Genomic DNA, 21,908 nt, shown 5'->3' on the forward strand with positions numbered 1-21,908 from the left:
GGCAGGACGCGGCTGCCGGCTCCGGGCAGGCCAGCTCCCTGCAGGGGACGCGCGGGAAGCCGGCTACCGCCGTCGTAGTTCCGCGAACTCAATGGACGGCACGATGGCGCCCGCGTCCCGCTCCACGAAGTTCGTGCCCGGCGGCACCAGCTCGTCGATGGCGTCCAGTACGTCCTCGCCGAGCAGGACGTCCGCGGCGCGCAGGTAGGCGTGCAGGTGCTCCTCGTTGCGCGGGCCGATGATGACGCTGCTGATCGCCGGGTGGCTCAGGGCAAATCCGACGGCGAGGTCCACCAGCGGCAGTTCCAGCTTGTCCGCGAGCCGGGCCAGGGCGTCGGCAGCGTGGAGCTTGCGCTCGCTGGAGGGGCCGGAGATGTCGTACCGGCCCGGAAGCGAATGCACGCGTGTGGGCGCCTTGCTCGCCTCAAGCGTGAAGTCGCCGGAAAGCCAGCCGCCCGCCAGTGGCCCGTAGGCCAGGACACCGAGGCCGTACTGCTGGGCGATGGGGAAAACGTCCCGCTCGTTGCCCCGCACCAGCATGGAGTACGGCACCTGGTTGCCCAGCGGCGGAATGAGGTGGTTGGTTGTGGCCAGCCACTGCGCCTCCACCAGCTGCGCCGGCGTGAACACAGACGTGCCGTAGTAGAGGATCTTGCCCTGCCGGATCAGGTCGTTGAGCGTGGTGATGGTTTCCAGGACGTCGGTGTTGTAGTCCGGCCGGTGTGCCTGGTAGAGGTCGATCCGGTCAGTCTGCAGCCGGCGGAGGCTGCCCTCCACGGCCTGGGTGATCCAGCGGCGGGAGTTGCCTGAATGCGCCGGATTGGCGCTCATCTGCCCGTGGAACTTGGTGGCGAGGAAGACGTCGTCGCGGCGCCCGCGCAGAGCCCGTCCCACTACCTGCTCGGACTCGCCCTGCGAATAGACATCAGCGGTGTCGACGGCAGTGATCCCGGCATCCAGGGCGGCATGGATGGTGCGGATGCTTTCCTCTGCACCGGTGGGCGCCCCGGAGGGGCCGCCCATTCCTTCACCAAAGTTCATGGTGCCCAAAGTGAGCGGACTGATGGGAGTCCCCGACCGCCCGAACACCCGCAGTTCGCTGAGGCTCATTCCGGTTTCCTCCCACTGGCCTTGGCTTGTATGCCTTCGATTGTCATGAGGCTACATAGTTCCGCCGGTGGCCTGAAGAATGCCGCCTTACTCCTTCTCTTTTCGACGCAAAGGGTAACCGTGGGGGCGGGAATGACGTTTTGTGGCGCGCGCCCACCGGGACTTCTCGCATATATTTTGAGTCATGGCCACCCCGACCAACGATGAGCAGTTCCTCAAGCTGCACGACCTGATCATCGGAAGCACGAACGTGAGCGGCTTCCTCACCGAACTGTCCATAGTGGCTGCCACCGCGCTGAGCGAGTCCGCGGGGACGCACATGGAATGCGGCGTGACCCTGAGGCGGCGCAAACGCAGCGCCACCGTGGCCGGCAGCAGCGAGCGTGCACGGGAGTTGGACAGGCTGGAGCAGGTCCTGGGGGAGGGGCCATGCCTGGCCTCCCTGGAGACGATGAGGCCGGTCGTCCTGGCGGACGTGGACAACGACCCCCGCTGGCCGGAGTACCGGAAGATCCTCGCGGACAACAACTGCCGCAGCGTCCTGGGCGTCCCCTTGGAACTCGACGAGCACCAGTCCGCCGCGCTGAACTTTTTCGCGGACCAGCCCGGCGTGTTTTCCGAACACGTGATTGGCAGGGCCGAAGCTTTCGCGCACCTGGCGGGCCGGGCGTTGCGGCTGGCCTTGCGGATCGCCGACGCCCAGAACCTCGCCGACGACCTCTCCGCAGCCATGCAGAACCGCACCACCATCGACCTTGCCTGCGGCGTGATCATGGCGCAGAACCGGTGCTCCCAGGATGACGCCATAGCCCTGCTGACCAAGGCCTCCAGCCACCGGAACCAGAAGCTGCGCGACGTGGCGGCCGAAGTCCTGGCCAGGGTGAACGGCAGTTCGGTCAGCACCCACTTCGAACCCTGAGCGTCCTGCCCGGCCCTCCCGGCCGGCAGCTGCACGGCGTAGTGCCACTGTGACGGCGGCCGCATTTCGTCTCCACGGCACCCTGCAATAATCTGAACCCACGGTTGTGCGCGGGGGTGCAAACGCCCGGTACAACAGGCAGCACTGTAAGTTCGGGCCCCACCAGACGAGGCGGACACGCATGACGGCTTCAGACCAGCAGCAGGCAGCACGGCCAGGGAGGCCGGCCGGCCAACCGGAGACACCTGGAACGGCAGGCGCGGCTTCCGCCGGTGTTGCTCCCGGCGGGGCTGCCGGTGCGGCTGCGGCCGGGACAGCCCGCCCGGACGTGGACCCGCACCTGCTGCAGCGTCTCGCCGACGCCCACGGTGTCGGCACCTCCTTCCAGGGCTGGGACGGGCTGCCACACACTGTTGCCGGGGAAACACTCATCAAAGTCCTTGCAGCCCTGGGCGTGAAAGCGGACACCAACCAGCACATCGAGGCGGCCCTGGCGGAAGCCGACCTGGCGCCGTGGCGGCGGATGCTGCCTCCCGCCGTCGTCATCCAGCAAAACGAGCCCGCCCAGGTCCCCGTGCACGTGCGCGACGGGGCAACCGCAACCCTGACCATCACGCTTGAAGGGGGAACGGGGTCCCGGGAAGCCGTCCAGCAGGATCTTTGGGTGGAGCCGCGCGTGGTGGACGGGACCCCTGTCGGGCGTGCCACGTTCGCTTTGCCGCAGGACCTGCCGCTGGGCTGGCACACCCTGAACGCCGAGTCGGAGGGCACCACGGCCACCGCCACCCTGGTAGTGACACCCGCCAGGCTGGACACCGCCAAGGACCTTGAACGGCGTCGCGGCTGGGGCCTGGCCACCCAGCTCTATTCCGTGCGGTCCAAGCGGTCGTGGGGCATCGGCGACTTCGCGGACCTCGCGGACCTCGCGGCAATAAGCGGTGCCAGGGGCGCGGACTACATCCTTGTCAACCCGCTGCATGCCGCCGAACCTGTCCCGCCGGTCCAGCCGTCACCCTATTCACCGTCCACTCGCCGGTTCTTCAACCCGTTGTACATCCGGATCGAAGCCATCCCGGAACTGGCCTACCTCAAGCCCCGCAAGCGGGCAGCAGTGGAAAAGCTGCGGGAAGAAGTGGCCGGCCTGAACAGGGACGGCGAACGGCTGGACCGGAACGCGGCATACGCCGCCAAGCTGCAGGCGCTGGAACTGCTCTACCACGCCCGCCGGTCGCCGGCCCGGCAGGCCGCCTTCGACGAGTTCTGCCGGATTTCCGGTTCCGGCCTTGACGACTTTGCCCTGTGGTCCGCCATCCGCGAGGACCTCGCACCGGATGATCCGCTGTGGGCGGACCCCGATTGTTCGCTGGGCACCCCGGAGGCCGAGGCCTTGCGGGACAAGCTTGCCGACCGGATCGGCTTCCACCGGTGGCTGCAGTGGATCTGCGACGAGCAACTGGAAAGTGCCCAGCAGGCGGCGCTGCGCTCGGGGATGCGGCTGGGCGTGGTCCATGACCTCGCGGTCGGCGTGGACCACAGCAGCGCCGACGCCTGGACACTCCGCGGTGTCCTCACCCCGGGCACCAGCGTGGGCGCGCCGCCGGACATGTACAACCAGCAGGGCCAGGACTGGGGCCAGCCGCCGTGGCACCCGGCCCGCCTCGCCGAGGCCGGGTACGCGCCGTTCCGGAACATGCTGGCAACAGTCCTGCGGCACGCCGGGGGCATCCGCGTGGACCACATCCTTGGGCTGTTCCGGCTCTGGTGGATCCCCGTGGGCAACGCGCCCGGCGACGGTGCCTACGTCCGCTACGACCATGAGGCACTGATCGGCATCCTCGCGCTGGAGGCGCACCGGGCCGGGGCCGTGGTCATCGGCGAGGACCTCGGCACCTTCGAGCCGTGGGTGCGCGACTACCTTGCGGCCCGCGGCATCATGGGCACGTCCATCCTGTGGTTCGAGTACGACGGCGACGCGCCCCTTGCGCCCGAAAAGTACCGCACGCAGGCCCTGGCCAGCGTCAACACCCACGACCTGCCGCCGACGGCCGGGTACCTCGCCGGCGACCATGTGGCGTTGCGGAGCCGCCTTGGCCTGCTTGAACGGTCCGAAGCGGAGGAACGCGCCGGGCACGACGCGTCGCTGGAGAAGATGTTCGCACTGCTGCGCGAGCGCGGCTACCTGCCCGAGGGCGGCCCCGCCGTTTCCGAGGAGCAGACCATCGAGGCGCTGCACCTGCTGCTCACCCTGACACCGTCGGTGCTGCTCGGCGTCGCGCTGGTGGACGCCGTAGGTGAGCGGCGGGTCCAGAACCAGCCCGGAACCACGGAGGCGTTGTACCCGAACTGGCAGGTTCCGCTGGGCGGCCCCGACGGCACCCCCGTGTTCCTCGACGACCTTCCCGCCAATGCGCGGTTCAACGCCCTGCTCGCGGCGGTGGAGGAGGCCCTGCACGGCTGAATGACCCTAAGGAGGGTGCCATGACTGATGTACCTCGCCCTGAGCCCACTGGACCGGCAGGGGAACCCGGCGGGCGCGGCCCCGTGCTGGTGGTTGGCGGTACGGGAATGCTGGGCGCCCAAGTGGTGACGGCGTTGCTGGACCGGGGTAAACAGGTGCACGCCCTGGTCCGGCCCGGTTCCGACGCGTCCCGGCTGGAGGCGGCCGGCGTGGACATTGCCCGCGGCGACATGATGGACCCGGAGTCGCTGGACCGGGCGATGGCAGGGGTGGACGCGGTCATCACATCGGCGGCAGGCTACACCCGCCACCGCAAGGGGGACACCCCGGAGATCGATACCAGGGGCAACTTCAACCTGGCCGAGGCGGCAAGCCGGGCAGGAGTGCGGAGGTTCGTGCTGACCAGCATCCTCACCTGCGACCAGACCCCGGGCGTCCCGCACTTCTGGCATAAGAAACTCATGGAGGACCGGCTCCAGGACCTGGGTGTGCCGTTCGTGGCGCTGCGGCCCGGAGCGTTCCTCGACCAGGTCACCCGGTTCGGCGGCGATCCCATTGCCAAGCGCAAGCTGATGTGGATGGGCTCGCCGCGGGTCCCGACAACGTTTGTGCTGACCCCCGACCTGGCCGGCTACCTCGCCGACGCCGTGGACGCCCCCGGGGTGGAAGGCCAGCGGATCGACATCGGCTGGGACCGGCCGCTCGGCATGGGCGAGGTGGCGGAGATAGCCGGCCGTCTCACGGGAGGACCCATCCGGGTGCGCTCGGTTCCCATGCCCGTCCTGCGGGCCGCCGGCCTGGTCCTGGGGCGTTTTAACCCGATGGTGAAGGACCTCGTCGCCATGATCGCCTGGTTCCAGACCGGCCGCTACGTGGCCGACACCACCCGGCAGCGCGAGGTGTTTGGCGCCCCGCCCACAGCCGAGGACGCCATCCGGCGGCTCGTTGGACTCTTGGGGCACCAGGTGCGGGAATAGGTTCTACCGGATACGGCGATTCTGCTGCACATGGGACTGGGGCCCACCCCGCAAGGTGAGCCCCAGCCTTGACGGTCAGGCGGGGTCAGCCCGCCGTGATCACGTGGGTGGCGTGGTCGTAGCGGAAGGTGACCGGGCCGCCGTCGTGCTCCAGCACGATGTTGGCGCCCGGACTGGCGCCGCCCGCGCCGTAGCTGACGTTCCAGTTCCGGTTGAGGGCGGCCTTGAACTCGTAGGTGCCGGCCGGGAGGTCGGCGACGGACAACTTCCACACCAGGTCCGCGGGGTCCAGGGTGAGCTGGGCCTGGTCGCAGGCCGGATCCCAGACTGCCGCGCAGCCCATGGCCGTGTTCATGCTGCCCGGCGCGGACACAGCACCGGGCTGCTGCGAGGCGTACACCGCAGTGATCAGGTGGGTGCTGTTGTCATAGCGGAACGTCACCGGCCCGCCGGGGTGGTCCAGGACGATATTCTGCCCGTTGAACTGGCCGTCCTTGCCGTAGTTCTCATCCCAGCCCCCGTTGAGTGCTGCCTTGTACTCGTACTTTCCGGCTGGCAGGTTCACGGTCAGGCGCCAGATCTTGTCCACCGGGTCCAGCTTCATCATGGCCTGCTGGCAGCCCGGCGACCATTCGGCACAGCCCATGGGGACATTCAGGGACCCGGCCACGGTCACGGACTTGGGCTGCGGTGCATCGCCGACCGTGATGGTCCGGGTGCCGCTGGACACGCTGAAGCCCGGCCCGGCCATCGACGCCCGGTACGCCACCTTGGTGCCGTCTGCCAGTCCTGAGATATCGTCCGTGGCTGAGTACACGGGGGAGGAATTGTCGGAGCCAGCCGCCGTCCAGGCGCCGCCGTTGACGCTCCGTTCAAAGGAGACCACGTGCGTTGCTTTTTCCGGATCCGCTGTCGCGCTCAACTGCACGGAACCCTTGGCGCTGCTGCCCTCGGCGGGCTTGTCCAGGGTGAGGACGGGTGCGGGAACGCTGGCCGTGCGCTGTTGGCTGGTGGCGGTATGGCCGCCGTTGTCCAGCACAGTGGCGCGGTACTCCACGGAAGTTCCGGCGTCCAGGGCCGCCACGTCGTGGAACACCCGGTACGGGGCGGTGTCATCCGTGCCGATGGGCTGCCATTCCCCGCCTGCCTGCTTCGCCTCGAAGGTGACCTCATAGAACGAGGAGCCGTCGACGTCGGCCGTCACCTGCAGGCGCCCGTTGTCACCGGTGGCGGGCATGGGTTGGTTCAGGACGACGGCGGGGGCGGCCTTGGAGTGCGGAATCCGGCCGGAGGACTCGTACACCACGGCAGACAGCGGCGGGACTGTAACGGTCAGCTTGCCTTCCGCGGAGGTTTTCGCTTCAGCTGCTGCGTCTCCGTAGACCTTGGTGTAGTTGCGCTTGGCGATGTAGGTCTGGATTTCCGCCGTCTGCGGCTGCTCGCTGTTGTTCAGCGCAACGACATACTCGCGCTGGTCTTCGGCGTCCGTCCGGGAGAAGGCGTAGATGCCGGCGCCCTCGGAGGCGTAGCGGTTCTGGTGGGCGCCGTCGCGCAGGGCCGGGTGCTCCTTCGTCAGGGCAGCGAGCTCGCTGATCTTGGTGTACAGCGGATGGCTCGTGTTGAAGTTGTCTTCGGCGTGGGTGGCGTCGGTGCCCAGCAGGTCGTCGTCGAGGTAGTCCGTCACTTCGCTGGCGAACAGGGTCTGCCGGGCGTTCTGGTCACCTCCGGGATTTCCCGTGAAACCCTGCTCGTCACCGTAGTAGACCACCGGGTTGCCGCGGGAGAAATACATCAGTTCGTGCGCCAGCCGGTCACGGGCCACCTGTTCCTCGTCCTTGGCTCCCGGGTTGTCCTCCACGATGAAGCTGCCGATCCGGCCCATGTCGTGGTTGCCCAGGAAGGTGGGCAGCTGGTAGACGTTCGAATCGGCGTCGGTGTACCAGTCATCACCGGCGAAGAACGTCTCCAGGTTCCGGGTGTCCTGGCCCTTGGAGGCGAAATCGCGGGCGGCGGCCTGGAATGGGAAGTCCAGCACCGCCTGCATCTGGTTACGGGTGGTGAACTGCGAGGTGAAGCTCTTTGTGGTGTCAAAGACCTCGCCGAACATAAAGAACTCGTCCTTGCCCTGTTCCTTGGCGTAGCTGAGGACATCCGGGCCGAATTCCTGCCAGAACTCGTTGTTGACGTGCTTCATTGTGTCGATGCGGAACCCGTCCACGCCAAACTCGCGGATCCAGGTCTTGTAGATGTCCTTCATGCCCTCCACCACCCTGGGGTGCTCGGTGAAAAGGTCGTCCAGGCCAAAGAAGTCGCCGTAGTAGGCGTCCTCGCCGACGAAGGTGGTGTCACCACGGTTGTGGTACAGGGTGGGGTCGTTCAGCCAGGCCGGGACTTTGAGGTCCTCTTCGCCGGATTCGAGGAACGGAACGTAGGGGAAGGAAGAGGCGGCATCCAGTTCCGGGAACGTGCCCGTCCCGGCGTAGTCACGGTCATCGAACTCAGCGCCGCTGGCCATCTTGTACGGGACAGCGTCCTTGGAGACGTAGCCCTTTCGCTCATTCTTCTCGCCGTACCCGATGACGTCCGCAGTGTGGTTGGTGATGATGTCGAAGTACACCTTCATACCGCGCGCGTGCGCCGCATCGATGAGGGCCTTCAGCTCGGCGTTGGTGCCCAGGTGGGGATCGATCTGGGTGAAGTCCGTGATCCAGTAGCCGTGGTAGCCCGCTGACTTGTCTTCCGGCTGGACGGCCTTGTTCTTGAAGCTGGGGGTGAGCCAGATGGACGTGGTCCCCAGGCCCTGGATGTAGTCGATCTTGTCCAGCAGGCCGGCGAGGTCGCCGCCGTTGTAAAAGCCCTTCTTTGTGGGGTCGAATCCGGACACCATGGGGTCGGAACCCAGTCCGCCCTGGTCGTTCGCCTCGCTGAAGTTGCTGAACCGGTCCGCCATGACAAAGTAGAAGTTCTCATCCGTGACCGGCGCCCGGAGGGAATGGGCGGCTGCGCCCGGAGTGTTCGGCTTCTCCTTCCCGGGCGCGGCCTGTGCCGGGAGCACCGCTGCGGACACGGCGACGGCGGCTGCGAGCAGTGCCGCTCCTGAACGTCGGCAGGCGGAGCGGATCCGGGCTCCGGGCGGGGTGTCGTTGACGAAGGGTGATGTTCCTGGTGATGGAAGATGTGCGCGCGGGGACGCGCCGGGGGTGCGGACTATCAAGGCGTGAGACCTTTCCTGGTGAGCGGCGCTGCTGTACAGGCTTGCCATCGGCAAGGTTCTGCGGCATGGGTGCCGATTCGACAGGCAGCTTGCTGCCCTGTGAACCACCTCACACTGTAAGCGCTTGCACTGGATAACTCCAGCGGTTAGGAAAACTCCATTCCCGGGCGGGGCCAGCGCCTTAGTCGGGCCGGTCGCCTCCGGCAGCTATCCGCCTGCGGGGACAAGGGCAGTGGGCGAGGGGGTCTTCACGTCATGGACCTGCCGGCCGGGCAGGCCTGAAACGGGGTCCAGGGCGAACGTGGCAACATTGTCCGAGCGTTCGTGGGCCACGTGGAGCCAGGTGTCCCGCACCAGGTGGTGGCGTGGCCAGTTGCCGCCGCTCGGCGTGTCCTGGACGGGCAGGAGTTCCGTGCCGCCGCCTCCCACTTCGAGGGTGCTGATGATGTTGGAGCCCCGGACACCGACATACGCGTAATTGCCTTGTGGGCCCAGGCAGATCTCGGCGGCGGAGTCACCGGGCTGGCTGCCACCGGAGGTCGCCGGGCCACGGAATACCAGTTCGAAGGTCCCCGCCTCCGGCCGTAGGATGAACACCTCCACGGAGTACTCGGAGACCACAAACACGTTGCCGGTGGAGTGCTGCAGCAGGTGGCGTGGGCCGCTGTCGAACGGCAGGGCCACCTCATGGTCTGCCGCGAGGCCTGTCCCCGGTAAATAATTCCAGACACGGATTGTGTCGTGGCCCAGATCAGTGGTCATGACGCGGCCGTCGCGGAGCATCAGGCTCGCATGCGCCCGGCTTTGCCTGCGCTCTCCCGGCGAGAGGCTTGCGTGCGGGTCCACGGACGGAGGTGCGGGAAACCGCCCTGTCAGGCCGCCGTCGGAATCCAGGCCGTAGAGAATTACTTGGCCGTCACCCCAGCAGGCAGCGGTAACGAAGCGGCCCAGCGGGTCGACGGCCACGTGGCAGGTTGCCTCACCCGCTGGTTGCGGATCGCCGTACGGCTCCAGGCCGAAGGTCCCGGCACGGCGGTAGGCCTGCACCATCTTGCGCTGCTCGGCTGCGGCGTAGACCACGGGCAAGGTCGGGTGGACGGCAAGAAACGACGGCGACTGCGCCTTGGCCGCGGTACCATGCCAGTCGAGGCTGCCATCTTCGTGCGCGCGGAGAGCGCCGATGCCCTCGGCCCGGCCGCCGCCATCCGGAGTGTAGGTGCCGGTCCAGATGATCGCGTCAGTCGTGGAGGAGGTCATGAGTCCATCCTGCCAACAGAATCGGTCCCTGCGGCTCCGACCCGGCCTCCGCTAGCATGGAATTTCCAGCCGCAGCCGAGGGAGGTGGGGTTCCCATGCCACCCCTCAATCCTGTTGACCGGACGGATCCGGCGGACCTGACGCTCGCCGCCGTCGTTGCTGTGCTGCGCAAAGCCGGCTGCGTCTTCGCCGAAGACGAGGCAAAACTTCTCCTGGATGATGCTGCCAGTCCGGCCGAGCTGGCACGCAACGTGGATCGCCGGGCCGCGGGTGTCCCGCTTGAGCACATTGTGGGTTGGGCCGAATTCGCCGGCCTGCGGATCGAGGTGGATCCCGGGGTATTTGTGCCCCGGCGCCGTACGCAGCTTCTGGTCGACGCGGCCGCGGCGGTCCTGGCAGCCCTCGAGTGTTCCCAGCCGCCAGTTGCCGTGGACCTCTGCTGTGGTTCCGGAGCGGTGGGCGCTGCCTTGCTTCATGCGTTTCCGGGAGCTGAACTTCCAAGAGTGGAACTGCATGCCGCGGATATCGACCCGTCGGCCGTGGCGTGTGCCCGGCGGAATATCAGGCCTCTGGGTGGGATGGTGCACCAGGGCGACCTTTTTCGTGCCTTGCCCATTTCGCTTCTGGGCAGGGTGCAGGTGCTGGCCGTCAACGCCCCATATGTCCCCACCGCCGCCATCAGCGCCATGCCGCCTGAAGCCCGTCTCCACGAACCACATCTTTCCCTGGACGGTGGTTCGGACGGATTGGACGTGCACCGCCGCGTGGCGGCGGCCGCGAGCGAGTGGCTTGGCACGTCCGGCCATGTCCTCATCGAAACCAGCGAACGGCAGGCAGCCGGTACCGCGTCGATCCTCGCCGACGCCGGTTTCTCCGTCCGCACAGTGCACTCCGACGAGGTGGACGGCACCGTGGTGATCGGGACCGCACGATAGATACAGGCAGCGAAGCCGTCACGCGATTGTTGCCCGGCGCGGCCCCGGGTCCAGCCCTGGCGACGGTGCATGCCCACGCCCGGAAGGCGGTATGTCCGCAATGCCTTATTCGCGGGGATGTGGCGGTGGTGGGGGTTTGTAGTAGTGGTTTTGTTGGGGTTTTTGGGTGGGGTCGATGTGCGGCGGCGGGATGAAGGTTGGGATGCCGTGCTGGACGGTAATGGTCCATTGTTCTTTGTGGACGAGGTGATGGTGGTGGCTGCAGAGCAGGACGCCGTTGTCGACGCTGGTGTCTCCGCCGTGTGACCAGTAGGTGATGTGGTGTGCTTCGCACCAGGGTGCGGGGGCGGTGCAGTTGGGGAAGGCGCAGCCTTGGTCGCGGGCGGTGAGGGCGAGGCGTTGGGCGGTAGTGAAGAGTCTGGTTTTGCGGCCAAGGTCGAGGATTTGGCCGTTGGTGCCGAGGACGGCGGGGATGATGTCGGCGTCGCAGGCGAGCTTGCGCAGCGTGGCGGCGGCGACGGGTCCGGTGAACGCGAATGTTCCTGTGCCTGTCCCTGACCCTGCGCGGTTTGGGTGGCCGGGCCGAGGGGCGGGTTCGTGCGTGGTGTCGGGTTCCGGGTGCGGTGCGTGGGGGCCGGCTGCGGGTGCGGTGTGGGGGAAGAGGTCCTGGTAGTTGATGGTGGCGATGATTTGGGGGCGGTTGCCGCCGGTGGTGGGGAGTTGGTTGGTGGTCAGGCCTGCTGTGAGGGCGGAGAGGATCCCGTCGAGTTGTCGTTGAGGCCGGGTGCGCCGGTCCAGGTCAGGGTCGTTGCCGTGTCCGTCTGTCACGTTGCCGGTGTCGTGGGCGGGGTTGTTGCTGGTGTGGTTGGCCGTGTTGCCGCTGGTGCGGGGGTTGGTGGCGGCGTTCATGGCGGTGGCGAGGTGTTCGTATTGGGCGGTGGTGGCGAAGATTTCGAGGTGGTGGAGGCCGTGGCGGGGTTTGCGGATGAAGGCGCCTTGGGTGTGGCGGAGGGCTTCTTCGGTGGGTTCGGTGCCGTCGGCGTTGATGGTGTCGGCCCAGCGGCGGGCGACGCGGGTGAGGAAGTCCGGGTCTGCGGTGGTGGCGGTGGTGGTGAGTTGGTGTTCGATCAGGTCCAGGGTTTCGGCGGTGGTGTGGTGGCGGAGCCGGTCGAGGGTGGCGGCGATGATGGTGGCCGCGTAGGAGGACACCGCCGGCGCTGATGGCAGTGCAGGGATGCTGCCGTTGGTGCTGTCGCCGGTGGTGGGGGTGAGGGCGGTGGCGAGGTGTTCCCGTGTGGGTGGGGTGGGTTCGCCGGTGAGGGTGGTGCCGGGCAGTGTCTGGTGGGCGAGGTTCAGGCGGCGGGTGGCTTCGCGGACCGGAATGCGGAGCCGGAGCCGGAGGAACTCGGCGGTGGTGCGGCAGCCGTCATCGGCTGGGGAAATCACTGCCGGCCGCTCCGGGGTAGGGCTGGTGGGTGCGGGCCAGTTGGCGTCTGTTTCGGGCGGCGCCGGGGGCCGGTTGAGGGTTTCGACGCCGTCCGCGGTCCAGCCGGTGACCCAGCCGCCGGAGGATCGGGCGCCCGGGGTGCCAGCGCCGGAGGCCCGGGCGCTGGCACGGGTTGCTGCTGCATCGGTGATCGCGCGGGCGCGGGTTCGGTCCACGGCGCCGGCGGCGAGGACCTGCAGGTACTCCACGGACCGGGCGATCTGTTCGACCTGCCCGGCGAAATTGGCCGCTTCAAGGTAATCGGCTGACGCCAGCACCTCCGGCGTCGCGGCGGCAAACGCCGCTACCAGGCCGCTGACCCCGGCGAAATCCATCACGCCGGTCCCCGCCAGGGCCGGAATCCCCGGTTCGTTTCCGGTCAGGGCCGGCATCTCGGCGCCGCCCGGTTCGTTTCCGGCCAGGGCTGGTATTTCCGCGCCGCCCGGTTCGTTCCCGGCCAGGGCTGCCATCTCGGCGCCGCACGGTTCGATTCCCATGACCGTGCCCGGTTCAGCGGCCGGAGTGCTGGCAGGGGCGCTGGCAGGGACGGGGTGAAGGCGGGCCGGAAACCCGCGGGACGTGCCGTCGTCGAACGCATAGTACCGGCGGCCACCCCGCCGGGGCGCCCGCGGAAACACACCGGCGAAACCGCCGAACTCCGCAAGCTGATCCCCAATGGCCTCCATGGGTCAACTCTTCCACCCACCACCGACAAAACACCCAACCCAAAACCCCTATGTGGAAAACCCACAGGATAGACGGGGCGCAAAAATTGCCCGGATCTTGATGAGGCTCTGCGTAAGGGCTGAAAGCCCGGAACTAGGGTTGGCGTAACGGTCCTGAGGTGGGCCAATGCAGCTTTGGTAGGGGGAAACACATGGCTGGCAGGAAAACGGGCCGCAGGTCAAACAAGGAAGAGCCACAGGAGTCACAAGGAACCGCGGACAGCGGCCAAACTGGGCAGGACACCGCCGATTCGGCGGAGCAGCCGCGCAGGGTCCCCGGGCTTAACGGCTACGACCCAAAATTGTGGCCGGACGCGTAGCGCGGAGGCGTACTCCATGGCGCACGGGGCGCCAGCGGATAAAGGGTAGCAGCGGATAAAGCGATGCCGGCCGCCGCGTCCCCCAAGGATCGCGTCGGCCGGCAGTGCGTTTCAGTTGTAGCACATGGAATTACAGAACCCGGTGTCAAGAAGCTTCCGGCGTCATGAACCGTCTGGGTCCTGTTGTCTAGCCTTTGGAATTCCCGTCGCCGGAGGTGGTGCCCAGGTTGGTCGTCTCCGGGTGTGTGCTGTGCGCGGGGATGTGGTCCTCGCCGAGGTCGCCGGCCGTACCCGTAGTCCCGGTCGTGCCGAGGTTTCCGGAGGTGCCGGTCGTCCCGATCGTGCCAAAGCCGCCCGTCGCGGCGGTGCCGGGGGCGCCTGTGGAGGTTGCGCCGTCGGACGGCTCCGGCTTTCCGTCGCCGGACGAGCCGGACGTTCCTTCCCGGTGCATCGCGGAGCCGAGGACGGTGCCTGCCCGGCGTGCGGCTTCGGTCAGCTGGTCGGCGACCTCAGGTGCCTTTTCCTTGACGGCTCCGGTGGCAACGGCCACTTTGTCCTGAACGGGCTTGCTGTCCCAGATACCTGCAGCCCGGGCCTTCAGCTTGTCGTAGGCCGCACGGCCGGACCGTGACCCGAGGACGTATCCAGCGGCGATTCCAACACCCAAAAGAAGCTTGTTTTTCACGATGGACTCCTGCGTCGTGAGAAGAATTTTTTGTGTTCCGGTGGACGGCGTAAGCCGTTATGCCGGGAAACGAAAACCGGCCCGGGGTTTTGTGCCCCCAGGCCGGTTTCCTGGCTTGCGGGCTGTGTTAGCCGCGCACGCCGCGCTTGGTGACCATGCCGTAAATTACGAGCACGATCAGTGCGCCGCCGATCGCCAGCAGCCATGTCTGCAGCGAGAAGAACTCCTGCAGTCCGCTGCCGAAGATCATTCCGCCGATCCATCCACCGAGGAGTGCTCCTACGACGCCGAGGACCAGGGTGACGAGCCAGCCGCCGCCCTGCCTGCCCGGAAGGATCGCCTTAGCGATCGCACCAGCGATAAGTCCGAGAATCAGAAATGCAATAAATCCCATTTTTCGCTCCTCTTCCTAAGTAAAGGAGGCCTCCGGATTCCAGAGGCGCTTTCTCCTTCTGACCCAATAGTAATCATGCTTACTATCTGTTTGCCAACCCCGGAGTGTGGAGAAAGGGCTTTTCAGGGCGTTTCAGTGCCCCGTTACGTCGGAATCGTTGCCCGCTCCCGGCCCCTCGTCGAGGATAGCCAATTCCGCGAGATCCTGCGGATCCAGGGCGAAATCGAAGATGTCCAGGTTCTCCCTCATCCGGTCCGGATTGGCCGTTTTTGGAATTGTTACAAGCCCCTGCTGGATGTGCCATCGAAGGACCAGTTGGCCGGGCGTTTTGCCATGCTTTTCAGCCAGTTGGGACAGGATGGGGGCGTCCAGGAGGCCAGCCCCGGATCCGCCCAGGGGGCTGTAGGACTCGGTGATGATGCCATGTTTCTGATGGAACTCACGCTCCGCGCCCCGGGTGACGGCCGGGGTCAGCTGGATCTGGTTGACGGCAGGAACAACATCCGTTTCCGCCATAAGCCGTTCCAAGTGCGCCGGTTTGAAGTTGGACACACCGATGGACCGCACTTTCCCTTCAGCCTGCAGCCGCTCAAACGTCTTCCACGTGGAGACGTACTCGTCCCGTGCCGGCAGGGGCCAGTGGATCAGCAGCAGGTCCACGTAGTCGAGTCCCAGGCGCCGGAGGGAGCCTTCGAGGCCTTCGACCGCGCGGTCATTGCCTTGGAACTGGCCGTCCAGCTTGGTGGTAATGAAGAGTTCACCGCGCGCCATGCCACTGGCCCGGATGCCATTGCCCACGCCCTGCTCGTTGCCGTACTTCACTGCTGTGTCAATGTGCCGGTAGCCGGCTTCCAAGGCCTGCACGACGGCGGTCGCGGCCTGGTCGTCGTCCAGCGGCCAGGTGCCAAGACCCACCTGCGGGATGGAGTGTCCGTCATTCATTTTGAGTAGCGGTGCAAGTGTCATTCCATCAGTCTCCCCCGTAGGCGGCGGTCCTAGCCCTCAAAAAGCCTGCAGAATATTCTCCGCGCTGTATTTGAGGACCATGCGTGCGGTGTCGGAAACCTGGTCCGGGCCTTTTTGTGTAGAAGCCGGGGTCTTGCCGGGGACGCTGGAATGGTGCGGGGACGCTGATTAGGATCAGCGTCCCCGCACCATTCCAGCGATTTCGAGGGGCGGCAGGCTGTCGGGCCGGCTGCAGCCTGGTGGTTTGAGAGCGGTCAGATTCCGCTGCGCGCCCAGCCGGTGAGCTTGTCCGAGAGCTGCATGTAGCTTTGGTCCACTTGCTGAAGCTCCGGGTGGGCGTCGTGCCACTGCACGATTTCCCGGGCGCCGTCGGCGAAAGGGATGGTGGCCCTGTAGTCGGGGACCAGGGATTTGATCTTGGTGTTGTCGAACACTACTGAATGCGACCGGTCGCCGAGCAGGTTGGCACCCAGTTCCGGGCTGTGCCCGGCGATGGTTTCGGAGGCCACGTGGACCAGCTCCGGCTCCGGCACTCCGGCAGCCCGGGCAAACAGGCCGTAGATCTGGTTCCAGGGCAGGTATTCGTCCGACGTGATGGTGTAGCTCTCGCCCACAGCCTGCGGCCGGCCCAGAAGCCCGACGAAGGCCTTGGCGAAGTCCCGGCTGTGGGTAAGCGTCCACAGGGATGTTCCGTCACCATGGACCATGACGGGAAGTCCGGCGCGCATCCGGTGAATATCCGTCCAGCCGCCCAACATCGCGATCTTGGTGCGGTCGTAGGTGTGGGACGGCCGCACCACGGTGACCGGGAAGTCCTCATCCCGGTAGGCACGGAACAGCAACTCCTCGCAGGCGATCTTGTCCCGCGAGTACTGCCAGAACGGGTTCTTCAGTGGAGTCGACTCCAGGATGGGGAGGCGGACGGGCGGCTTCTGGTATGCCGAGGCGGAGCTGATGAACACGTACTGCCCGGTCCGGTCCCGGAACAGCTCTACGGCAGCCTGCGCCTGGTCCGGGGTATAGGAGATGAAGTCCGCGACGGCGTCGAACCCGCGGTTGCCCAGGGCCTCGCGGACGGCGGACGGGTCGCGGACGTCCGCGTGCAGGACCTCAGCCCCGTCCGGGACCGGCCTTGTGGACCGGCCCCGGTTGAGGATGGTCAGCCGGTGGCCCAGCGCGACGGCGCGTTCCGCGGCCGCCGCGCTGATGACCCCGGTGCCACCGATGAAGAGGATGCTTCGCGGCGCCACCGTATCGGCTGCGGGAAGTGGGGTTACCACGCGTAGTCTTCCGGCGCCGTCTTGTGGCCCGGGAAGATGTCATCCAGCCGCTTGAGGGCGTCAGCGTCAAGGGTGACGTCCAAGGCGCGGATGGCGGCGTCGAGCTGTCCCTGCGTCCGCGGGCCAACGATGGGTGCCGTGACGGCCGGCTGGTGCAGCAGCCAGGCAAGGGCGACGTCACCGGGCTCATGGCCCAGCTCGTCCGCAAAATCCTCGTACTGCCGGATCTTGTCCTCGTGCTTCTTGAGCGTTTCGGCCGCCCGGCCTTCGGTGCGGCGGACGCCGTCGCGCTCCTTCTTGAGCACCCCGCCCAGAAGCCCGCCCTGGAGCGGGGACCAGGGGATGAGCCCGAGGCCGTACTGCTGCGCGGCCGGAATCACTTCGAGTTCCACCTGGCGCATGAACAGGTTGTAGATGGACTGCTCGCTGACCAGCCCCGTGTAGTTTCGGCGCCGGGCCGCTTCCTGGGCCTGGGCGATGTGCCAGCCGGCGAAGTTGCTGCTGCCCGAGTAGAGGATCTTGCCCTGCTGGACCGCCACTTCAATGGCCTGCCAGATCTCGTCCCACGGGGTGTCCCGGTCGACGTGGTGGAACTGGTAGACGTCGATGTAGTCCGTCTGCAGGCGTTTGAGGCTTGCGTCCAGCGCGCGGCGGATGTTGAGCGCGGAGAGCTTCGACTCGTTGGGGCGGTCTGTCATGGTGCCGTAGAGCTTGGTGGCCAGGACCGTGTGCTCCCGGCGCTCGCCCCCTTTGGCGAACCAGCGGCCGATGATCTCTTCGGTCCAGCCGCGGTGGCCGGCGCCGCCGTAGACGTTGGCGGTGTCGAAGAAGTTGATGCCGTTTTCATGGGCCGAATCCATGATGTCGTGCGCGTCGGCCTCTTCGGTCTGCGGGCCGAAGTTCATGGTTCCCAGGCAGAGCCTGGAAACCTTCAGGCCGGAACGGCCCAGGTGCGTGTACTGCATGGTGGAGTTCCTTTTCGTGGTTGAGCCTGCGGTTCCGGCGGGTGGGCCTGCCGGAGCCTACATCTGGGTGAAGGACGCGACGGCGGGGTCGGACCCCAGGCGCGCACCGGATTCCAGTGCGGTCACGGCGGCGAGCTCGTCTCCAGTGAGGGTGAGCGACGACGCGGCGAAGTTCTCGCGGATCCGTTGCGGGTCCACGGACTTGGGGATCACTATATTTCCCTGGGCCAGGTGCCAGGCGAGGACCACCTGGGCGGTGGTCGCATTGTGGGCGCTGGCGATGCTGGTCACGGCGTTGCCGTTCAGGTCCGCCCCGCGCCCCAGCGGGCTGTAGGCCTCCACCTCGATTCCAAGTCCCCGGCACTTGGCGGCCAGGTCCGCCTGCTGATAGCTGGGGTGAAGCTCGATCTGGTTGACGGCGGGGACGATTTCACTGGATTCCAGCAGGGTATCCACGTGGTCGGCCAGGAAGTTGGAGACACCGATGGCGCGGATCTGGTTGTTCTCATAGAGACGCTCCATCTCCTTCCAGGCCTGGACATAAAGCCCCTGCGATGGGACCGGCCAGTGGATCAGGTACAGGTCGATGAAGTCGAGGCCGAGCGCTTTGCGGCTGTTCTGAAACGCTTCCTGGGCGCGACCCTGCTCTCCGTTCCGGAGCTTGGTGGTGATGAAGAGGTCTTCGCGCGGAATGCCGGTAGCCGCGATGGCCGCGCCCACCCCCGCTTCATTCTGGTAGGCGGCCGCCGTGTCAATGTGGCGGTAGCCGGCCTCGAGGGCGTCCTCGACGATCCGCTGGGTGTCTTCCGGTGGGACCTGGAAAACGCCGAAGCCAAGCTGGGGAATGGTGACGCCGTTGTTCAGTGTCAGCTCTGACATGGGTGCTCCTTGCGTGGTGCTGTGCTTTGCTGCGATGGGTGCCGGTTGCTCGACGCGGAGAAAGCGGTTTCCGCTGGCTCACTCTTGAGCCTAAACATTTTTGGGCGCCACGTCAGCAGGAAAAGCTGACTCTGTTTTTCCTAGGACTGCCAGTCCTACCTTCGTTGTAGAAGCGGTGACCCATACATGGGCACAATAGTCTGCATGGGTCAAAGCGCCGAGTTCGGAAAATTCCTTAAAGCCATGCGGTCCCGGCTGAGCCCGGAGGACGCCGGCACGGGTCCCACCACCGGGGCACGCCGGGTGCCCGGCCTCCGGCGTGAGGAGGTGGCCCGGCTGGCAGGGGTGAGCACCGACTACTATGTGCGGCTGGAGCAGGGCCGCAATATCCACCCCTCCCGTACGGTGCTCGAGGCCGTCTCGCGGGCCCTCCGCCTGGATGCCACCGAGCATGCGCACATGATGGACCTGCTGGAACACTGTGCAGGAAATCCCCGCGGCACGGGCCAGGCACCGCAGGGCGTCCGGCCGGCACTGTGCCACCTCCTGGAAGCGGTGGGGGAGGTCCCGGCCCTGCTGCTGGGCCGCCGCAGCGACGTTTTGGCCGGAAACCGGATGGCTTGGCTGCTGTTCGCCGATTTCCCGGCGCTGCCCGCAGCGGAACGGAACCTCACCCGCTGGCTGATCCTGGACCCGGCAGCCAGGAACCTGTTCCGTGACTGGAAGACCGTGGCTGCGGAGGCTGCCGGCGCTTTGCGGCTTGATGTGGGCAGGCATCCGAACGACCCGCAGGCCAACCAACTGGTGGGCGAGCTCGCGGTGAACAGTGAACACTTCCGCCAATGGTGGGCGGGGCACCGGGTGGCCACGCGGTCTGCCGGCACCGTCCGCCTGCACCATCCCGCGGTGGGGGACCTGGAACTGAACTTTGAAACTTTGGCCCTCCCGGACGACCCCGACCAGACGCTCCGGGTCTATTCCGCCCGGCCCGGGTCGCCGTCGTCGGACGCCCTGGCGCTGCTGAACCTTGGTGCCGCGCCCGCGCGAACGGCGGAAGGGCTGGCCGCGGACGTCCCTGCGGGTGTAGAGAAGGGTTGAGCAGGTCCGGCGGTGCCGTGGGCTGTACATTTGTCCAGACCGGCGCGGTGATTCTGGCCAGCCGCCCATTGGACCGGTGTGGCGCCGTTCATAGGCTGGAGGAACAAAGCTTCCCGCCCACAAAGGATGGTCTCAACGATGAAACGCATCGCCCTTTTGAAGGAACGCCAGGCAGGTCCCGCCGGCGGCCCTGCTTCCACCGCCACCGGTTCCCACTGCCCCGTCTCAGGCCTGTGGAGCCCGGACCATGACCCGCACACTGTGCTGTCCTTCTTCGAAGGGCATGTCTTCCCAACGTTCGACGGCGTTCCTACAGTCTGGCGGCGCCGCACCGGCAGCATCAGCTAGCACAGTCGCTTCCGCACAGCAGAAAGGCCGTGAAACGGGGGTTTCACGGCCTTTCTGTTGGTTAAGAATGCGACGCTCAGTGTTCCTCGAGGCGGAAGCCGATCTTCATGGTGACCTGCCAGTCCGCGATTTTGCCCTCCTCCAGGTGGCCGCGGATTTCCTTTACCTCGAACCAGTCGAGGTTCCGCAGCGTCTGGGAGGCCTTGGCGATGCCGTTCCGGACGGCTTCGTCCACACCCTGGTCCGACGTGCCGACAATTTCAGAAATGCTGTACGTGTGGTTGGACAAGTTCGCTCCTCGTGGTCGTCGTTGCTCCCGGTTGCGGGCGGTTCTTGAAGACTAGTAGGAACGGACCGGGGCTGGCCAGACCTCTTCGACAAGCCACCCCGCGCTGAGCCCGCCCACTCCGAATGGGGAGCGGCTACTTGGCGGGCAGGACCAGGTTCTTCAGGTCGTCCAGGGTCTGCTGCATGTGGGCGTCCATGGCTTGACGGGAGCGGCCGGCGTCTCCTGACTGAAGCGCCTCCGCGATGTTCTGGTGGTGCCCGATGGCGTGTTCCTGGATCTCCGGCACCGCCGACGTTTCGGTGCGGCGCTTTTCGAGGACCCGGTGCAGCGGCTCAAACAGGACGGAGACAAAGACGTTTCCGGAAGCCCGGAGGATAACGTCATGGAAGGCTAAATCCGCCTCGACGAACGCGGCCACGTCATTGACCTTGTGGGCAGCTTCCATGGCTGAAATGTAGGCGAACAGTGAGTCGGTGTCGGCCTGGGTGATGCGGCCTGCGGCCAGTTCGCAGGCGCCCGTTTCCAGCATGCGCCGCAGCTCGATGAGCTGGATGGAGGCTTCCGCTTCGTTCTTGCCCTCCGACGCTGCCCGGAGGACCGCCTCCAGTGAGGTCCAGCGGCTCAGCGGGTTCACGAAGGTGCCGCGGCCCCGCTCGACGCTGAGGATCTGCTGCGCCTGGAGCGTCTTCATCGCCTCGCGCACCGTCATGCGGCTGACATCATGGCGGGCGCTGAGTTCATGCTCGCCCGGAACCGTTGCCCCCGGCGGGAACTCGCCCTCGATGATGCGGTCCAGAAGCTCGTCGGCCACAACGCCAACCAGCGATTTCCTTGCCATACTGCCCCCGTTTCCCGCCGGAGCCCGTGCCCGGAAGATATGTCAGACAAGTCTACTTGCGCGTCTTTATGTCCTGTGCCACACTAGCATTCAAATGCAAGATGTCAGACATCTTACAGATCATCAAAAACCGGATCCGAAGCCTGGATCGCTACACAATGGAGTGCACTGTGACGCTTGAAGCAGACGTCCTGGCCGCGTACCCCGCGGAGGTCCAGATCCCTGCCGCGCTGGTAGCTACCACCCTTGCCGCGTCCAACGCGGAGACTCCCCGCATTCTGGTCGTGCTCGACGACGACCCCACCGGAACGCAGTCCGTTGCGGATTTGCCCGTGCTCACCAGGTGGGAGGTTGCGGATTTCGCCTGGGCTTTCAGCCAGTCCAAGCCCGCCGTGTACGTCCTCACCAACACCCGCAGCCTCGACCCCGCCGAGGCGGCAGCCCGCAACGAGGAAGTGGTCCGTAACGCCCTAGCCGCCTCCGGCGGCAGCGCCGGTTCAGGCCTGCGGCTGGGTTTCGTCAGCCGCAGCGACTCCACCCTCCGCGGCCACTTCCCGCTGGAACCGGACGTCATCGCCGCCACCGTGGCCGCCGAAACCGGTGAAGCCACCGATGGCGTCGTCATCGTCCCGGCATTTCCCGACGCCGGCCGCCTCACCATCGGCGGCGTCCACTACATGCGCGGCACAGGGGACGGCGCCGGCACCCTCACCCCGGTCGCCGACACCGAGTTTGCCAAGGACGCCACGTTCGGCTTCGCCAACT

The 21,908-nt window shown here is 66.5% G+C and carries 19 protein-coding genes; 7 read left to right on the forward strand and 12 right to left on the reverse strand.

What is annotated here, in order from left to right:
- Nucleotides 1–63: 63 nt before the first annotated feature.
- Nucleotides 64–1,110 (reverse strand): aldo/keto reductase, encoded by a 1,047-nt coding sequence (locus ACYQ1Z_RS13090; RefSeq protein ID WP_459792960.1) that lies wholly within the window; start codon nt 1,108–1,110, stop codon nt 64–66.
- Nucleotides 1,111–1,294: 184 nt separating this feature from the next.
- Between ACYQ1Z_RS13090 and ACYQ1Z_RS13095 the strand changes: the two genes are divergently transcribed.
- The 3 genes from ACYQ1Z_RS13095 (at nt 1,295) to ACYQ1Z_RS13105 (ending at nt 5,464) form a co-directional block, all read left to right on the forward strand.
- Entirely contained in the window at nt 1,295–2,029 is a 735-nt protein-coding gene (locus ACYQ1Z_RS13095; protein ID WP_459792961.1) for a GAF and ANTAR domain-containing protein, read from the forward strand.
- A gap of 181 nt (nt 2,030–2,210) precedes the next feature.
- Nucleotides 2,211–4,487 (forward strand): 4-alpha-glucanotransferase, encoded by a 2,277-nt coding sequence (malQ, locus tag ACYQ1Z_RS13100; protein WP_459792962.1) that lies wholly within the window; start codon nt 2,211–2,213, stop codon nt 4,485–4,487.
- Nucleotides 4,488–4,507: 20 nt separating this feature from the next.
- The gene (locus tag ACYQ1Z_RS13105; protein ID WP_459792963.1) at nt 4,508–5,464 is read left to right on the forward strand and encodes an SDR family oxidoreductase; all 957 of its coding nucleotides are present in this window, start codon (nt 4,508–4,510) and stop codon (nt 5,462–5,464) included.
- Nucleotides 5,465–5,549: 85 nt separating this feature from the next.
- Here the strand turns inward: ACYQ1Z_RS13105 and ACYQ1Z_RS13110 are convergent, their stop codons facing one another.
- Together ACYQ1Z_RS13110 and ACYQ1Z_RS13115 are read right to left on the reverse strand one after the other, a co-directional pair.
- On the reverse strand, nt 5,550–8,678 hold the full coding sequence (locus tag ACYQ1Z_RS13110; RefSeq protein ID WP_459792964.1) for an alpha-amylase family glycosyl hydrolase: 3,129 nt from the start codon (nt 8,676–8,678) through the stop codon (nt 5,550–5,552).
- Nucleotides 8,679–8,885: 207 nt separating this feature from the next.
- On the reverse strand, nt 8,886–9,935 hold the full coding sequence (locus ACYQ1Z_RS13115; protein WP_459792965.1) for a lactonase family protein: 1,050 nt from the start codon (nt 9,933–9,935) through the stop codon (nt 8,886–8,888).
- A gap of 95 nt (nt 9,936–10,030) precedes the next feature.
- Between ACYQ1Z_RS13115 and ACYQ1Z_RS13120 the strand changes: the two genes are divergently transcribed.
- Nucleotides 10,031–10,870, forward strand: coding sequence for a putative protein N(5)-glutamine methyltransferase (locus ACYQ1Z_RS13120; protein WP_459792966.1), 840 nt, complete (start codon nt 10,031–10,033; stop codon nt 10,868–10,870).
- A 105-nt stretch (nt 10,871–10,975) separates the two neighbouring features.
- Here ACYQ1Z_RS13120 and ACYQ1Z_RS13125 read toward each other — a convergent pair whose 3' ends face one another.
- From ACYQ1Z_RS13125 to ACYQ1Z_RS13155, 7 genes are all read right to left on the reverse strand, one after another.
- Nucleotides 10,976–13,042 carry an HNH endonuclease signature motif containing protein gene (locus ACYQ1Z_RS13125; RefSeq protein ID WP_459792967.1) on the reverse strand — a complete coding sequence of 689 codons (2,067 nt, stop codon included), beginning with the start codon at nt 13,040–13,042 and terminating at the stop codon, nt 10,976–10,978.
- Nucleotides 13,043–13,588: 546 nt separating this feature from the next.
- Nucleotides 13,589–14,086, reverse strand: coding sequence for a hypothetical protein (locus ACYQ1Z_RS13130; RefSeq protein WP_459792968.1), 498 nt, complete (start codon nt 14,084–14,086; stop codon nt 13,589–13,591).
- Between the two features lie 127 nt (nt 14,087–14,213).
- Nucleotides 14,214–14,480, reverse strand: coding sequence for a GlsB/YeaQ/YmgE family stress response membrane protein (locus ACYQ1Z_RS13135; protein WP_459792969.1), 267 nt, complete (start codon nt 14,478–14,480; stop codon nt 14,214–14,216).
- A gap of 132 nt (nt 14,481–14,612) precedes the next feature.
- The gene (locus ACYQ1Z_RS13140) at nt 14,613–15,446 is read right to left on the reverse strand and encodes an aldo/keto reductase (protein ID WP_459792970.1); all 834 of its coding nucleotides are present in this window, start codon (nt 15,444–15,446) and stop codon (nt 14,613–14,615) included.
- Between the two features lie 254 nt (nt 15,447–15,700).
- Nucleotides 15,701–16,726: an SDR family oxidoreductase gene (locus tag ACYQ1Z_RS13145; RefSeq protein ID WP_459792971.1), complete on the reverse strand. Its 1,026-nt coding sequence runs from the start codon at nt 16,724–16,726 to the stop codon at nt 15,701–15,703.
- Nucleotides 16,720–17,691, reverse strand: coding sequence for an aldo/keto reductase (locus ACYQ1Z_RS13150; RefSeq protein ID WP_459792972.1), 972 nt, complete (start codon nt 17,689–17,691; stop codon nt 16,720–16,722). The genes ACYQ1Z_RS13145 and ACYQ1Z_RS13150 overlap by 7 nt, the downstream gene beginning before the upstream one ends.
- 57 nt (nt 17,692–17,748) lie before the next feature.
- Complete coding sequence (locus tag ACYQ1Z_RS13155; protein ID WP_459792973.1) at nt 17,749–18,570, reverse strand: aldo/keto reductase; 822 nt, start codon at nt 18,568–18,570, stop codon at nt 17,749–17,751.
- Between the two features lie 204 nt (nt 18,571–18,774).
- Here ACYQ1Z_RS13155 and ACYQ1Z_RS13160 point away from each other — a divergent pair, with 204 nt between their 5' ends.
- Both ACYQ1Z_RS13160 and ACYQ1Z_RS13165 read left to right on the forward strand, forming a co-directional pair.
- Nucleotides 18,775–19,668 carry a helix-turn-helix domain-containing protein gene (locus tag ACYQ1Z_RS13160; RefSeq protein ID WP_459792974.1) on the forward strand — a complete coding sequence of 298 codons (894 nt, stop codon included), beginning with the start codon at nt 18,775–18,777 and terminating at the stop codon, nt 19,666–19,668.
- Nucleotides 19,669–19,806: 138 nt separating this feature from the next.
- Nucleotides 19,807–20,016, forward strand: a complete 210-nt coding sequence (locus tag ACYQ1Z_RS13165; protein ID WP_459792975.1) for a hypothetical protein — start codon at nt 19,807–19,809, stop codon at nt 20,014–20,016.
- A gap of 76 nt (nt 20,017–20,092) precedes the next feature.
- Here the strand turns inward: ACYQ1Z_RS13165 and ACYQ1Z_RS13170 are convergent, their stop codons facing one another.
- Nucleotides 20,093–20,305, reverse strand: a complete 213-nt coding sequence (locus ACYQ1Z_RS13170) for a dodecin (protein ID WP_459792976.1) — start codon at nt 20,303–20,305, stop codon at nt 20,093–20,095.
- Between the two features lie 133 nt (nt 20,306–20,438).
- Nucleotides 20,439–21,143 carry a FadR/GntR family transcriptional regulator gene (locus tag ACYQ1Z_RS13175; RefSeq protein WP_459792977.1) on the reverse strand — a complete coding sequence of 235 codons (705 nt, stop codon included), beginning with the start codon at nt 21,141–21,143 and terminating at the stop codon, nt 20,439–20,441.
- 170 nt (nt 21,144–21,313) lie between these two features.
- On the opposite strand from ACYQ1Z_RS13175, the gene ACYQ1Z_RS13180 reads away from it, so the two are divergent.
- The coding region (locus ACYQ1Z_RS13180) for a four-carbon acid sugar kinase family protein (protein WP_459792978.1) at nt 21,314–21,908 on the forward strand (595 nt) is incomplete at its 3' end.

It is taken from the genome of Arthrobacter sp. AD-310 (assembly GCF_054656615.1).

Excerpts from the sequence above, each read along its gene's own strand:
- ACYQ1Z_RS13150 (WP_459792972.1), bottom strand. The coding sequence starts at position 17,691 with ATGCAGTACACGCACCTGGGCCGTTCCGGCCTGAAGGTTTCCAGGCTC.
- ACYQ1Z_RS13090 (WP_459792960.1), bottom strand. The coding sequence starts at position 1,110 with ATGAGCCTCAGCGAACTGCGGGTGTTCGGGCGGTCGGGGACTCCCATC.
- ACYQ1Z_RS13105 (WP_459792963.1), top strand. The coding sequence starts at position 4,508 with ATGACTGATGTACCTCGCCCTGAGCCCACTGGACCGGCAGGGGAACCC.
- ACYQ1Z_RS13165 (WP_459792975.1), top strand. The coding sequence starts at position 19,807 with ATGAAACGCATCGCCCTTTTGAAGGAACGCCAGGCAGGTCCCGCCGGC.
- malQ (WP_459792962.1), top strand. The coding sequence starts at position 2,211 with ATGACGGCTTCAGACCAGCAGCAGGCAGCACGGCCAGGGAGGCCGGCC.
- ACYQ1Z_RS13095 (WP_459792961.1), top strand. The coding sequence starts at position 1,295 with ATGGCCACCCCGACCAACGATGAGCAGTTCCTCAAGCTGCACGACCTG.
- ACYQ1Z_RS13155 (WP_459792973.1), bottom strand. The coding sequence starts at position 18,570 with ATGTCAGAGCTGACACTGAACAACGGCGTCACCATTCCCCAGCTTGGC.
- ACYQ1Z_RS13160 (WP_459792974.1), top strand. The coding sequence starts at position 18,775 with ATGGGTCAAAGCGCCGAGTTCGGAAAATTCCTTAAAGCCATGCGGTCC.
- ACYQ1Z_RS13125 (WP_459792967.1), bottom strand. The coding sequence starts at position 13,042 with ATGGAGGCCATTGGGGATCAGCTTGCGGAGTTCGGCGGTTTCGCCGGT.
- ACYQ1Z_RS13140 (WP_459792970.1), bottom strand. The coding sequence starts at position 15,446 with ATGACACTTGCACCGCTACTCAAAATGAATGACGGACACTCCATCCCG.
- ACYQ1Z_RS13115 (WP_459792965.1), bottom strand. The coding sequence starts at position 9,935 with ATGACCTCCTCCACGACTGACGCGATCATCTGGACCGGCACCTACACT.
- ACYQ1Z_RS13120 (WP_459792966.1), top strand. The coding sequence starts at position 10,031 with ATGCCACCCCTCAATCCTGTTGACCGGACGGATCCGGCGGACCTGACG.
- ACYQ1Z_RS13135 (WP_459792969.1), bottom strand. The coding sequence starts at position 14,480 with ATGGGATTTATTGCATTTCTGATTCTCGGACTTATCGCTGGTGCGATC.
- ACYQ1Z_RS13175 (WP_459792977.1), bottom strand. The coding sequence starts at position 21,143 with ATGGCAAGGAAATCGCTGGTTGGCGTTGTGGCCGACGAGCTTCTGGAC.